The organism is Spirosoma lacussanchae (assembly GCF_005870035.1).
Classification (GTDB): domain Bacteria; phylum Bacteroidota; class Bacteroidia; order Cytophagales; family Spirosomataceae; genus Spirosoma; species Spirosoma lacussanchae.
In genome coordinates this window covers 231,962-246,039 of sequence record NZ_SWJG01000001.1, presented here as the reverse complement: position 1 = coordinate 246,039, position 14,078 = coordinate 231,962, and the positions used below count along the sequence as shown (strand labels likewise).

Genomic DNA, 14,078 nt, shown 5'->3' with positions numbered 1-14,078 from the left:
CCCTGACGGTGGTAAATCGCCACGCGGGTTCATCCACCCTCAGGGTCTTTGACCACTAATGGAGATGTACCCATACGCCCAACAAATCATTAATTGACTCTTTATTGTATGATCGGAAAACCCATAAGCCGCGTCGATGGCCCTGAAAAAGTGACCGGGCAGGCTAAATATGCCGCTGAATTCAACGTGCCTGACCTGACCTACGGCGTCGTCGTGTCGAGCACCATCACCAAAGGCACCATTACCCGCATCGATACCACCAAAGCACTGGCCCTGGAGGGCGTTCTGGAGGTCTTCACCCATAAGAACCGCCCCAAAACGGCCTGGTTCGACATGAGCTACAAAGACCAGGATTCCCCACCGGGTTCGCCTTTCCGGCCGCTGCACGACGATCAGGTGAAATACAATGGTCAGCCCATCGCGCTGGTAGTGGCCGACACCTTCGAGGTGGCCCGCTATGCCGCCACGCTGATTGAAGTCGACTACGACGCTGAACCCTGCGAAACAGACCTGCTCAAGCACCTGCACGAAGCCCGCGACCCGGAGTCGGGCGTGGCCAATGTGTTCAAACCGCTGCCGCCCAAACCCCGGGGCAATTCAGCAGCCGCCTACGCCAATGCGCCGGTCAGCATGTCGGCCCGGTACATTCATGGTATGCAGCATCACAACCCCATGGAGATGTTTGCCACCACGGTAGAGTACGGCCGCAACGGCAAGCTCACGATCTACGACAAAACGCAGGGCGCTACCAACAGCCAGCTCTACGTGACGCAGGCGTTTAACCTGTCGTTCGATCAGGTGCGGGTCGTATCGCCCTATGTCGGGGGTGGGTTCGGGTCGGGGCTACGGCCGCAGTATCAGCTGTTTCTGGCCGTTATGGCGGCCCGCGCGCTGAAACGCTCGGTTCGGGTATCCCTGACCCGCCAGCAGATGTGGAGCTTCGGTCATCGCCCCGCCACCGTACAGAACATCCGGCTGGCCGCCGATTCAGACGGTAAGCTGGCCGCGGTAGAGCACGAAGCCATTGCCGAAACGTCGCAGTTTGAAGATTATACCGAAACCGTGGTCAACTGGACCGGTAAGCTCTACGACTGCCCCAACTCAACGCTGAGCTACAAGCTGAAGTCGCTGGACATGTATTCGCCCCTCGATATGCGCGCACCGGGTGGCGTAACGGGGGTTCACGCCATCGAATGCGCCATCGACGAACTCGCCTATAAGGCCGGTATCGACCCGCTCGACTTCCGGTTCAAAAACTATTCGGAAAAGGACTGGACCGAAAAAGACAAACCCTACTCCAGTAAAGAACTGCGGGCCTGCTTTACCCAGGGAGCCGAACGATTTGGCTGGAGCAACCGTACACCCGAACCCCGCTCCATGCGTCGGGGCCATACGCTCATCGGCTGGGGCATGGCTACCGGTATCTGGGACGCCAGCCAGGTGCCCGCCCGCGCCGAGGCCGTACTGACCGTGAACGGAAAACTGCGCGTCAGCAGCGCTACCGCCGACATCGGCACCGGCACCTATACGATTATGACCCAGATTGCGGCCGAACTGCTCGGCATGCCTCTGGAAAACGTCATCTTCCGGCTCGGCGATACCGATATGCCATTGGCCCCCATTCAGGGCGGGTCGTGGACCGCAGCTACGGTAGGGTCGGCGGTAAAGGTCACCTGCGAAGCGCTGGCCAAAAAGCTTTTCAAACTGGCCAGAAAGATGCCCGGCTCCCCCCTGGCCGGTGCCGACTTCGACGATGTGTTCTTTGCCAGCAGCCACATCCGGCTCCGGCGTGACCCCAGTTTATCGGTTTCGCTGCAGGCTATCGTAGACCAGAATGGCGGCCGGGCCATCAGCGAAACAGGCACCTCGCTGCCAAACGTGCTCAAACAGAAAGACTATTCGCGTAGCGCACACGCAGCCGCTTTTGTCGAAGTAGAAGTCGACGAAGATTTCGGAACGGTAGTGGTTACGCGGGCGGTAAGCGCGGTAGCGGCCGGTCGGATTCTGAACCCCAAAACGGCCCGCAGCCAGATCATTGGCGGCATGGTGTGGGGCATCAGCTCGGCCCTGCAGGAAGAAAGCATCATGGACCATCGCTACGGCCGGTACATGAACCACAACCTGGCCGAATACCACATTCCCGTCTGCGCCGACGTTCGCGACCTCGACGTCATTTTTGTCGAAGAAGTTGATGACATCGTGAATCCGCTTGGGGTAAAAGGGGTGGGTGAAGTGGGACTGGTAGCCATGCCTGCCGCCATTGCCAACGCCGTTTTTCACGCCACCGGCAAGCGCATTCACGACCTGCCGATCCAGCTCGATAAGCTGCTGTAGTTCGGCGTACGGAAGTTTATTGTCTATAGAAGAAACGGTATTTATCGGATAAAACCCGGCAAATACCGTTTCTGTGTTTATTTTTGGGCCACGTTTACGGTTTGCCCCCTCAACAAGGGCAATTAAAAGGGAACACCGGTGCAAAACCGGGGCTATACCCGTAGCTGTAAGTTCTAGTACCAGGCCGACAACAACAAGCCACTGCCACCAGCGGGAAGGCGTTGCCGGTAGAACAAGCCAGAAGACCTGCCGCCAACGCATTCATGATCGAGCTTTCGGGTAAAAAGCCGGGAATGAAAGACGTTTTTCGGTAGAATGGCGTGGCCGCCCGGCGGTCACCGATGGGCGTTTGGCCCGTCTGTCTTTTATTTTCTCTTTCCGACGGCTCATTACTTAATCCATTCGATTAATGATGAGCAAGTTTACCACCCTGATGGCGGCCGTATGGGCCGCATCCGCCCTGCCCGCCCTGGCGCAGGACAACCCCACTCCCCCCCTAGCGCGCGCCCTGCAACTGGACGCGGTCACCGTTTCGGCCAACCGCATCGGGAAGAAACTATCCCAGACGGGCAAAGTCGTAACGGTACTACCCGACTCGGTGCTGCAGCGCTACGCCACCCAGTCGGTGAGCGAGCTGCTGACGCGGCAGGCCGGCCTGCAGATTGTTGGCGCCAACGGTCCGCTGGGTACCAACCCCGACATCTACCTGCGGGGGGCGTCGGCCGGAAACACCCTTATTCTGCTCGATGGCCTTCCGGTCTACGACCCGTCGGGCACGGCCAATACCTTCGATCTGAACCTACTGACGGTGGGCGAATGCGAGCGTATCGAGATTTTACGGGGCGCTCAGTCTACCCTCTACGGGGCCGACGCCGTAGCGGGAGTCATCAGCATCTCGACCCGACAGGCCCGCCCCGAAGCAGACGCCCGGAAACCGCTGGGCGTGACGGCCTCGCTGAACTATGGCACCTACCAGACATTTCGCGGAACGCTGGGCCTGACCGGCCAGACCGACAAGCTGTCGTACGCCGTTCAGTACACCCGGCTGTCGTCGGCGGGGTTTTCGGCCGCTACAGACCCTACCGGCCAGCAGGCTTTCGACCCCGACGGCTACCGGCAAAACGCAGTGCTGGCCAACCTGAACTGGCAGGTCAGTCCCCGGTTGAGCTGGAAACTGCGCGGCATCACAACCGCCTATTCGGCCGATCTGGATGCCGGTGCCTTTGCCGATGAGAAAGACTTCACCTATCACAATCAGTTTAAGCAGCTGGCTACGGGCTTCGACTACCGGCATAACCACGGCAGACTGACGGTCAACTACGGCCTGAGCGACAGCCGCCGTACCTACCGCAATGACTCGACGGTTATCGAACCCAACGCGTCGGAGCGGTATTCGGAGCAGGCTTATGGCGGGCTGGCCCATTTTGCCGAAGCCTACCACACCCTGACCGTGGGGCGCTGGGGCGAGCTGCTGACCGGCGCCGACTACCGGTTCAGCAATACCGATCAGACGTACCGGTCTATTAGTTCGTTCGGCCTCTACGAAGCCCCCCCGATCGGCGCCGATACCGCCCGGATCGGGCAGCTGGGCCTGTATGCGACCGCCATCGTGACGCCCTACCGGGGCCTGTCGGTCGAGCTGGGTGGACGTTACAACCGCAACTCGCTCTACGGCAACGTGTTCACCTATTCGATCAACCCCTCCTATCTGCTGGCCAACCGCATCAAGGTATTTGTCAATGCATCGTCGGGATTCCGGGCGCCTACCCTCTACCAGCTCTTCTCGCCCTACGGCAACAAGGCGCTCCGCCCCGAGCGCAGCCGATCGACAGAAGTGGGCGTGCAAGTGTTCAGCAAAAGCCGAAACGCCTGGGTCAGGGCCGTTTACTTCGACCGACAGATTCAGCAGGCTATCTTTTTCGAGTCGCTGAATACGGCTCCCTTTGGCCGGTACATCAATTTTGACCGGCAGCACGATCGCGGCTGGGAGTTTGAAGCGCAGACGCAGTTCAACCGACTGTCGGTAACGGGTAACCTGACCCTGCTGACGGGCGCCGTTACCACCCGGGCAGCTGGCCGGGATACCACCTACAACAACCTGTTTCGTCGGCCCAGAACCCAGTTCAACATTAGCCTGGGTTACCAGCTGACGCCCCGGCTGTTTGTCAGCGTGGCGGGCCGGTCGGTGGGGGCGCGTACCGATCGGTTCTATAACGATGAAACCTTCCGGACCGACAACGTAACCCTGGCCGCCTATACCACTATCGATCTCTACGCCGAAGGCAGGCTGACGCCCTACCTCCGGCTCTATGCCGACGTTCGAAACAGCCTCAACACCACTTACTTTGACATATACGGCTATAACACCCGCGGCCGAAATGCCAACGCGGGCATTCGATTTACCTGGTAATTTTTTCGCTTCGTACGTATGAAACAACCCCTCAATCCCCGCTCGCTGGTGCTGCTGCTGTTCATTGGCCTGGCGGCCTCCCTGCGCATCGCCAACTCGACCGACTGGTCGCCGATGGCGCATTTCACTCCGCTGGGCGCCATGGCCCTGTTTGGCGGCTCATACTTCAGCAACCGCTGGAAAGCATTTGGTCTGCCGCTGCTGACGTTATGGATCAGCGATCTGGTTATCAACGGGGCGCTGCTCGGGGGCCGGTACGGCATCATGTATGACGGCTGGTACTGGATCTACGGCATCTTTGCGCTCCTGGTCTGGTACGGGCAAGTACTGCTGCGGACCGTATCGATTCGGAACGTGTTGCTGGCCGCCCTGGTGGCTTCGGTTTCGCACTGGGTACTGGCCGACACCAGCGTATGGCTCACCGGCGGCATCGACCTGCGCACCCAGCTCCCGCTCAGCCGCGATCTGGCCGGCTGGCAGCAATGTCTGGTTCAGGGATTTCCGTTCATGCGCAATTTCCTGGCCGGTACGCTCGTCTATAGTACGCTCCTATTTGGCGGGTTCGAGTGGCTGCAAACGCGCTACCCCCGGCTGGCCCTGGCCTGATAGCGACCGTTCTCTACTAGTTAGCTCATTCGCCGGTTCCTATAGTGGGAACCGGCCTTTTCCGACTCACGATGAAAGCCTGTTCATTTTTGCCGGCCGCTACCCAGATGATCTACGACATGGGTCTGCAGGATCAGCTGCATGGGGTTACGTTTGAATGCCCCGAACTAGCCCGGGCCGACCATCCTGTTCTGGTGCGATGCGTACTGGAAGGCCACGACTACAGCAGCCAGGAGATAGACCGCATTTTTTCGGCTTCGAAAGCCGAAGGGCGTAGCCTCTATTACGTGGAAGAAGAAGCGCTGCACGCCATTGCCCCCGACGTTATTTTCACCCAGGATGTCTGCGAAGTTTGTCAGATCGACACCAAATGCACGCAGGCGGTACTGGACCGGCTCCCGAAACAGCCGACCGTCGTGGCGCTGACGCCCCAGAGCCTGAGCGACGTCTTCGACTCGGCCATCACCATTGCCTCGGCGCTGGGCCGCGAAGAAGCCGCCTATACCTACCTCCAGCAGCTGCGTAGCCGCATCGACGTGGTAGTTGATCGGCTTCGGGCCAGCCGGGCCCTGCCCAAACGGGTCATGGTTATGGAGTGGATGGCGCCGATCTACAACTGTGGCCACTGGATTCCGCACCAGATCGCCTATGCCGGTGGTATCGACATGCTGGGCAACCCCTCGGGCGACAGCATCGTGACGAACTGGGAAAAGGTACGCCGGTACGACCCCGAAGTCCTCGTCGTAGCGCCCTGTGGCTTTACCATCGAGCGAACGCTCCAAGAGTTTCCGCTGCTCGAGCACCTGCCCGGCTGGAATGAGCTACAGGCGGTCGTTGACCAGGCCGTTTACGTTGCCGACTTCGACCTGTTCACCCAGCCCTCGGCGGCTACGCTCGTCGACGGCATCGAACTGCTGGCGTCTTGTTTTCATCCCAACCTGTTCAGCGTGCCAACGGCGTTGCAGGCCAAAATCCATCCGGTTTATGCAACCTCAACCCACTTTTCTACAGCTGATTACGGGTGGAGCCCGCAGCGGTAAGAGCCGGTATGCCCAGCAACTCGCCCGGGCCTGGAGCCCCGATCCGGTCTACGTGGCCACTGCCCAGCTCTGGGACGATGAGTTTGCCGGGCGCGTCGACCGCCACCGGCACGACCGCGGCCCGGAATGGACCGTATTCGAAGAACCCCGACACGTTAGCCGGTTACCCCTGGCCAGCCGGGTTGTCCTGATCGATTGCGTAACGCTCTGGCTGACCAATTTTTTCGTAGATACCCAACAGGGTGTGACCGAATCGCTGGCCCTGTTCAAACAGGAGATCGACGCGCTGCTGACCTTACCCGGACAGTTTATCATCGTCACCAATGAACTGGGTATGGGCGTTCATGCCGAAACCGCCGTGGGCCGGGCGTTCACCGATCTGCAGGGCTGGGCCAACCAGTACGTGGCCAGCCGGGCCGACGCCGTCACACTCATGGTCAGCGGCTTGCCCCTGGCCGTTAAACAACCGCTGCTATGAATCGGGCACTGATGAACTGGAGTGGTGGTAAGGATTCGGCGCTGGCGCTGTGGCAGGTCCGGCAAAGCGGCCAGTATCAGGTCGAAACGCTGCTGACCACGCTCAACGCAGCCAATCGTCGTATTTCCATGCATGGCGTACCGGAAGCGCTGCTCGATGCGCAGGCCCGGCGGATCGGACTGCCGCAGACCAAACTGTTCCTGCCCGAAGACAGCAGTATGGTCAGCTACCAGGAGCAGATGGGGCTCGCTCTGGCTCCGCTGGTCGAAACGGGAATTACGCACGCCGTCTTCGGGGATATTTTTCTGGACGATTTACGCCGGTGGCGGGAGCTACAACTGGCCCGCTGGGCACTGACGGCCGTTTTTCCACTCTGGCAGCAGTCGTCGCTTCAGCTGCTCGAAACGTTCTGGGCGGCTGGCTTCGAGACGGTTGTTGTCAGCGTCAACAGCCAGTATCTCGACGCATCGTTCTGCGGACGGGTGCTCGACCGGCGTTTTGTCAGCGACCTGCCCCCAACGGTCGATCCCTGTGGCGAAAACGGCGAGTTCCATACGTTTGTGTACCAGGCCCCGTACTTCAACAAGCCTATCCGCTTCCAGACCGGCGAGACGGTAGAGAAGCACTACACCTACCAAACCGACACCGGCGCCGAACAGCGGTCGACCTATTACTTTACGGACCTGCACCTAATTGGCCACTGATTACCCATGAGCGCACGCTCAGCAGCCCGGGCTGGATGCTGATTACCGGCTTCCAGCCCGGGGCTGGTCGCTAGAGGGTGTAGCCGCCGTTGTACTGGCGTCTGACAAACTGGTTGGCGTAGTCGTAATTAGTGATTTTCATGGCGTTACCGTCCCAGAAGAGTTTTTTCCGGCCAGTGAACTTACCGTCTTCGCGGGCCAGGTACGAGCGCGTAGCCAGATTCCCCATCAGTACGGTTTCGGTGAGCGGGCCAGCCTCGTCGAACGATGAGGAGGTATAGGCGCCGTAGCCCTGCTTACAGGCTTTTACCCACTGCTGCTGGTGACCTTCGGTTTTGCCTTCGACCAGGGGTTTTTCGGGCGTGGGCAAGGCGGTATTGGCGAACCTGGCCGTGGGCAGCAGCTTCGGATTACCACCGAACAGCCCGCCCGTCAGCATGCCTTTGGTACCGATGAACAGCATACCACCATCGATGCTTTGAAACACGTCTTCGTAGGCAACACCCTCGGGGAGCTGGGGCCGGATACCTCCGTCGAACCAGGAAAGCCGGATCTCTTTTACCTTCTTATGATCAGACGGGAACGTCAGGTGAATGGCCGACGAGGGCGGACACACATCGTCGAAGTACGCTTCCTTGAAAAAGTCGGCGTAGACCGAGCCGACGCTACACTCTACTGAGGTTGGATATTTGAGTTTCAGCGCCCGGAACGGAACGTCCATGAAGTGACAGCCCATATCGCCCAGCGCGCCCGTACCAAAATCCCAGTACCCGCGCCACCGGAAGGGCATGTACGCTTCGTGATAATCGCGGGTGGGGGCCGTACCGAGCCAGAGCGGCCAGTTTACCTCGGCCGGAACGGGCTGTTTCTCGCCTTTGTCTTTCGGCGACTGAACGCCCTGCGGCCATACGGGGCGGTTGGTCCAGCAGTAGACCGTATGTACCGGGCCGATCATGCCTTTCTGAATGACCGTTTCGATAACGCGCGTGTCATCGCCCGAACTGCCCTGATTACCCATCTGCGTCACGACCTTGTACTTCCGGGCCGCTTCGGTCAGCATCCGGGCTTCATAGATATCGTGAGTAAGGGGTTTTTCGACGTACACGTGCTTACCGAGCTGCATAGCGGCCATGGCAATGGGCGCGTGCATATGGTCCGGCGTGGTGACGATTACCGCATCGACGGTCTTGCCTGCTTTATCGAGCAGCTGCCGGTAATCCTGGAAGTAAGGCGCTTTAGGAAACTGGTCGCGGTATTTTTTGGATTGCCGGTCATCAACGTCGCAGAGGGCCACGATGTTATCGGTACCGCCATTATAGGCCTGATGAATATTGAAATCGGCTTTACCACCGCAGCCGATGGCCGCTATATTGAGCTTGTCCGACGGCGCTACATACCCTTTGCCCAGTACATGTCTTGGTACGATATAAAAAGCCGCGGCCGTTAACGCACTGCTTTGCAGAAATTTGCGACGGGTTGGGTTGGTCATTGTCTGAAATGGTCATTGAGTGATTGAGCGAATTAGCGAATGTTTCGGCAGGAATCCAACGGATTCTACAAATCATTCAATTACTAACTCGCTCAATCGCCCAATAACTCACTGGGTACTACGCCATCACCTGGCCCATTTTCATGGCAATGCCCATGTCGCCTTTCACTTTGAGTTTACCCGACATGAAGGCCATCATGGGGTTGAGATCGCCGGTACCCATCCGGACGAGATCGTTTACGCTCACGTGCAGGTCGCAGTCGGCAGGTTTGTCTTCGTTCGACACCACTGCGGGCGACTGCGTGGCATCGATATACACGACACCCTGATCGGTGACGAGCTTGGCCGTCGCGTTGAGGCTGTCGGCGTGGGTGGCTTTGGTCCGAATCTGTTCGGTCAGTTCCTGTAAGGTCATGTTGTTTTCTCGTTTCTTTGTAAACTGTGCCGCGAAAATAAGGTTTTCCGGTTGCGCAGGCGGTCTGCCTGGCTTATTTAAACCGAGTGGGTAAAGCCGCTTGCTCCCTATGCGTTCTCAATTTCTGACTTTGCTTTGTGTACTAACCTTTCTGAGTTGCGCCTGGGGCCTCGTTGATGCGGTGGTGTCGTTTGCGCAGACCGATGCCGTCTCCGAAACACCCCTGATTGAGCGTACACTGACCCCCGAGGAGAAAAAGAACGAACCCAAACAATACTTCGAAGACCGCTCGTCGGGCGATGCGCCCATGCCCGGCGATCCTGATCAGATTCGGGCGCTGTCGGTTGCGCAGTTTGCCTATTCGCTGCTGACCCTGCTGGGTGCGGTGTTGATGTTCAACCTGCGCCGGATCGGCTTCTGGGTGTACCTAGCAGGGGTGCTGGTTGGCATCGTGGCCCCGATAGCGCTGGCCGGTTTCGGCGCCCTCAACACTTCATTCGGTGTTTTCTTCAGCCTCCTCTTCGCCGGCCTGTACTGGCTAAACATCAAAGATTTACACCCGTAGAGACGCGACCCTTCGCGTCTCCCAGGCGTCAGAAAGATACCCTTCGCGTCTCATTCGCGACAGCCACGCAACATTTGAACAGGAGACGCCAAATGGCTGACGCACAGGAGACGCGAAGGATCGCGTCTCTACACATTCCAAATAACTAATAAATTAGTTGTAAAACTAAACCATTAGTCATAGCTTTGGGTTAGTATAGAAATTTCACCGTACCATCATGCCAATACGCGACCTGACCAGGGCCGAAGAAGAGATTATGCGGGTGCTGTGGCAGATCGGTAAAGGGTTCGTGAAGGACGTTCTCGCTGAACTACCCGACCCTAAACCAGCCTACAACACCGTATCGACCATTATCCGGATTCTGGAGAAGAAAGAACTGGTAGGCTATACCGCCTACGGAAAAACGCACGAATACTTCCCACTGATCAGCGAGGAGCAGTACCGGCGGTTCCAGACCGAGCAGCTGATGACTAACTACTTCGACGGGTCGCTGAAGAAGCTGGTGTCGTTTTTTGTCAGCGAGAAAAATGTCAGCCTGTCGGAAGCGGATGAGATTATCCGGCTCCTCAACCAAAAGAAAGAGTCATGAACGCGCTCCCCTACTTCCTCACAGCCAGCCTGTTTCTGATTCTGTTTTACGGATGTTACTGGCTCCTGTTACGCCGTAATACTTTTTTCAGGCTCAACCGCGCCTATCTGCTGGCGTCTGTCGCGCTATCGCTGACATTGCCGCTGATCAGCCTGCCCGATTCGTGGCTCAGGGGCGCCGATAGCCCGGCGGTTATGGAGTCGGTTACTCTGCCCACCTTCTCGGTTAGCCCCGACGCGCCCGACACGCTGTATGGACTGACGACCGACCAGTGGTTCTGGCTGGTATACGGGCTTGGTGTAGCAGCTATGCTGACCCGGCTGCTTATGCATCTGCGGGCCGTGTTTCAGCTCATCCGCTCGGGCGTAGCGCAAGTCCGAAATGGCTACACGCTCGTCCGGTTACCCAAACATACCGGGTCGGCTGGCCCCCATCCGTCGTTCTCATTCGGTCGGTATCTGGTGTTGAATCATGCCGACGCCCTAACCGAACCCAACGCCCTGATGCGCCACGAAGAAGCACACATCGCCCAGCGTCATACTGTCGATGTGCTGGTCCTGGAGGCTGTCCGGGCCGCTTTCTGGTTCAATCCGGTCATGTGGTTCTACAAACGCGCCCTGCAGGTAGTCCACGAGTTTCTGGCCGACCGGGCCGCGTCAGAACGAACTGCCGAAGCGCCAGCTACTCGTCGGGCCGACTACGCCCGCGCGCTGGTAGCCTACGCGCTCGATGTTACTCCTACGGCTTTAACTACTCCTTTTGCGTCTGCGTCAACCCTAAAACAACGTATCCTTATGTTACAGAAATCGCACTCCAGCCGCCGGGCTCTGTTTGGTTATATTCTTGTTCTGCCCCTGGCGGCCCTGCTGAGCTTATGCACGCAACCGGATCACAACCCCGCTGTTGAGCGAGCCAATGCCCGCCCGATCGATGGTGAGGTGTATACCGTTGTCGAGCAGCCCCCGGTGTTTCCGGGCGGCATGGAAAAGCTCAGCCTCTACCTGGGTGAACATCTGACCTATCCGGCAGCGGCCCGGAAAGCGAAGGCCACGGGCCGGGTGTTTGTCAGCTTCGTCGTTACCAAAACCGGCGACATCACCGACATAAGCGTATTGAAAGGCATTGGCTACGGAGCCGATGAAGAAGCCATGCGCGTTGTGGCCGAAATGCCCCGCTGGGAGCCTGCCCGACAAAACGGTGAGCCCGTGAACCTAAAATTCAACCTCCCCATCAACTTTCAGCTGAGCGACACGCCGACGCCATCGGCCGGTAAAACGGAACCGTATACTGGCATCAGGTACTTTATCGTCGACGGCAAAGAGGTCACAAAGGCAGAGCTGGAAGCGATTCCCCCGGCCACCATCGTCCGCATGGACGTCAACAAAGAGCAAGGCACCATCGCCATAACGACCAAAAAGTAGTTCCCCCCTCCCGTGGTCCGCGTCCGCACCGAGACGCGCAGTCCGGGACGCGCAGTCCGGGACGCGGACCACGGCGATAGCGACGACCAGCGCACCATTATTGTAAAGTAGTTCTCACCGGTTCAGCCGCTTTTGTTCGATAGATTGTCGTCTATCGATATGCTTACTCGTCGCAGCTACATCCTCCTCCTGTCGGTTCTTTGCCTGGGGTATCACGCCCGGGCGCAGCGGGCCATTCGTCCGGTAAATTTTTCGCAGGTAACGATTTCTGATAATTTCTGGCGCCCCCGCATGGAGCGGGTGCAGACAGCCACGTTGCCGGTTTGTATCGAACAAACCGAAGTCAAAACCGCCCGCATGCAGAATTTTGAACGGGCCGCCGAGAAAATACGGACCGGCAAAGCGGGCAAACACGAAGGCATTTATTTCGACGATTCCGACGTCTACAAGGTGATCGAGGGCATAGCCTATACCCTCAAAACCAACCGCGACCCCGCGCTTGAGCAGAAGGCCGACACCTGGATCGACAAGATTGCCGCGGCCCAGTGGCCCGACGGGTACCTCAACACTTACTACACCCTCGGCGACCTCAGCCAGCGCTGGACCGACATGGAAAAGCACGAGGACTACTGCGCCGGTCACCTGATCGAAGCCGCCGTAGCCTACGCCGACGCCACCGGCAAACGAAAACTACTGACCGTAGCCACCCGGCTGGCCGATTATCTCGACAAGACCTTCCGCCAGGCCAACCGCCCCTGGGTATCGGGCCACCAGGAAATTGAGCTGGCCCTGGTCCGGCTCTACCAGGCTACCCAGCAGGATCGTTACCTCAAACTAGCCGACTGGTACCTCGAACAGCGCGGTCACGGCTATGGCAAAGGCGCTATCTGGAACAACAAAACCTGGGGAGCCGCCTACTGCCAGGACGACGTGCCGGTGCGGCAGATCAGCGACATTAAAGGGCATGCCGTGCGGGCCATGTATCTCTATACCGGCATGGCCGACGTAGCCGCCGAAACCCACGACCCCGGTTACATGACCGCAACCAGCCGCGTTTGGGACGATGTGGTCGGCCGAAACATGTACGTGACTGGTGGCATTGGCTCATCGGTCCACAACGAAGGGTTCACCCACGACTACGACCTGCCCAACGAGTCGGCCTACTGCGAAACCTGCGCATCGGTCGGTATGGTGTTCTGGAACCAGCGAATGAACCTGTACTCCGGCAATGCCCGCTACATCGACGTGCTCGAACGGTCGCTGTACAACGCGGCCCTGGCGGGGGTACAGCTCACCGGCGACCGCTTTTTCTACGTCAACCCGCTGGCGTCGGCCGGGCAACACCACCGCAAACCGTGGTATGGAACGGCCTGCTGCCCCAGCAACGTATCGCGCCTGCTGCCTTCGCTGGGTGGTTATGTTTATGCCGCTGGCCAGGACTCGCTCTATGTCAACCTCTATGTCGGCAGCGAAACAACAGCCAGCGTTGGCCAGCGCACGGTGCGGGTCCGGCAGGAAACGAACTACCCCTGGGACGGCGCCATTACGGTTCGGATCGACCCGGCAGCGATGGGTACGTTTGTGCTCAATCTGCGACTGCCCGACTGGTGCCGCTCGCATACCGTTCGCGTAAACGGCCGCACCACTACAGCCCGAACCAGCCAGGGTTATTTGTCGCTGAACCGAACCTGGAAGAAAGGAGATGTCGTATCGCTGACCCTCGACATGCCCGTGGAGGTGATCGAAGCCGACCCGCGCGTACAGGCGAACGTCGGCAAGCGGGCCATCCGGCGCGGCCCACTGGTCTACTGCGCCGAAGCCGCCGACAACCCCGCCGATACCAGCCTGACCAGCGCGACCCTCTCGGCCGACACAAAGTTCGTAGCCCAGCGCCAGCCCAGCCTGCTGGGTGGCATCACGACCATTCGGGCCACCAGCCCAACCGGTTCGTTTACCCTCATCCCCTACTACGCCTGGGATAACCGGGAGCCCGGCCCCATGAAAGTCTGGTTCGACTGGCGGTAAAA

At 58.9% G+C, this 14,078-nt stretch carries 12 protein-coding genes and 1 riboswitch; of the genes, 10 read left to right on the top strand and 2 right to left on the bottom strand.

The window, feature by feature from the left end; all coding sequences use genetic code 11:
* The first annotated feature begins 108 nt into the window (after positions 1-108).
* The 6 genes from FBR45_RS01080 (at position 109) to FBR45_RS01055 (ending at position 7,572) form a co-directional block, all read left to right on the top strand.
* Positions 109-2,334, top strand: coding sequence for a xanthine dehydrogenase family protein molybdopterin-binding subunit (locus FBR45_RS01080; RefSeq protein ID WP_138498526.1), 2,226 nt, complete (start codon positions 109-111; stop codon positions 2,332-2,334).
* Positions 2,335-2,414: 80 nt separating this feature from the next.
* Positions 2,415-2,602, top strand: a riboswitch (cobalamin riboswitch).
* A gap of 141 nt (positions 2,603-2,743) precedes the next feature.
* A complete protein-coding gene (locus FBR45_RS01075) occupies positions 2,744-4,744 on the top strand; it encodes a TonB-dependent receptor plug domain-containing protein (protein WP_138498524.1) in 2,001 nt (666 codons plus the stop codon).
* A gap of 18 nt (positions 4,745-4,762) precedes the next feature.
* A complete protein-coding gene (locus FBR45_RS01070) occupies positions 4,763-5,350 on the top strand; it encodes a DUF6580 family putative transport protein (protein ID WP_138498522.1) in 588 nt (195 codons plus the stop codon).
* A gap of 71 nt (positions 5,351-5,421) precedes the next feature.
* Positions 5,422-6,390 carry an ABC transporter substrate-binding protein gene (locus FBR45_RS01065; protein ID WP_138498520.1) on the top strand — a complete coding sequence of 323 codons (969 nt, stop codon included), beginning with the start codon at positions 5,422-5,424 and terminating at the stop codon, positions 6,388-6,390.
* A complete protein-coding gene (cobU, locus tag FBR45_RS01060; RefSeq protein ID WP_138498518.1) occupies positions 6,335-6,868 on the top strand; it encodes a bifunctional adenosylcobinamide kinase/adenosylcobinamide-phosphate guanylyltransferase in 534 nt (177 codons plus the stop codon). Before FBR45_RS01065 ends, cobU begins: the two co-directional genes overlap by 56 nt.
* Positions 6,865-7,572, top strand: a complete 708-nt coding sequence (locus FBR45_RS01055; RefSeq protein ID WP_246082068.1) for an adenine nucleotide alpha hydrolase — start codon at positions 6,865-6,867, stop codon at positions 7,570-7,572. The genes cobU and FBR45_RS01055 overlap by 4 nt, the downstream gene beginning before the upstream one ends.
* A 70-nt stretch (positions 7,573-7,642) precedes the next feature.
* On the opposite strand, the gene FBR45_RS01050 is transcribed toward FBR45_RS01055, so the two are convergent.
* Positions 7,643-9,061, bottom strand: a complete 1,419-nt coding sequence (locus tag FBR45_RS01050; protein WP_138498516.1) for a Gfo/Idh/MocA family protein — start codon at positions 9,059-9,061, stop codon at positions 7,643-7,645.
* Between the two features lie 118 nt (positions 9,062-9,179).
* Positions 9,180-9,476, bottom strand: a complete 297-nt coding sequence (locus FBR45_RS01045; RefSeq protein ID WP_077924275.1) for an SCP2 sterol-binding domain-containing protein — start codon at positions 9,474-9,476, stop codon at positions 9,180-9,182.
* Positions 9,477-9,585: 109 nt separating this feature from the next.
* Here FBR45_RS01045 and FBR45_RS01040 point away from each other — a divergent pair, with 109 nt between their 5' ends.
* The 4 genes from FBR45_RS01040 (at position 9,586) to FBR45_RS01025 (ending at position 14,076) form a co-directional block, all read left to right on the top strand.
* Positions 9,586-10,041, top strand: coding sequence for a hypothetical protein (locus FBR45_RS01040; RefSeq protein WP_138498514.1), 456 nt, complete (start codon positions 9,586-9,588; stop codon positions 10,039-10,041).
* Between the two features lie 217 nt (positions 10,042-10,258).
* Entirely contained in the window at positions 10,259-10,630 is a 372-nt protein-coding gene (locus FBR45_RS01035; RefSeq protein WP_138498512.1) for a BlaI/MecI/CopY family transcriptional regulator, read from the top strand.
* A complete protein-coding gene (locus FBR45_RS01030) occupies positions 10,627-12,051 on the top strand; it encodes a M56 family metallopeptidase (RefSeq protein WP_138498510.1) in 1,425 nt (474 codons plus the stop codon). The genes FBR45_RS01035 and FBR45_RS01030 overlap by 4 nt, the downstream gene beginning before the upstream one ends.
* A gap of 159 nt (positions 12,052-12,210) precedes the next feature.
* The gene (locus tag FBR45_RS01025; RefSeq protein WP_138498507.1) at positions 12,211-14,076 is read left to right on the top strand and encodes a glycoside hydrolase family 127 protein; all 1,866 of its coding nucleotides are present in this window, start codon (positions 12,211-12,213) and stop codon (positions 14,074-14,076) included.
* Positions 14,077-14,078 lie beyond the last annotated feature (2 nt).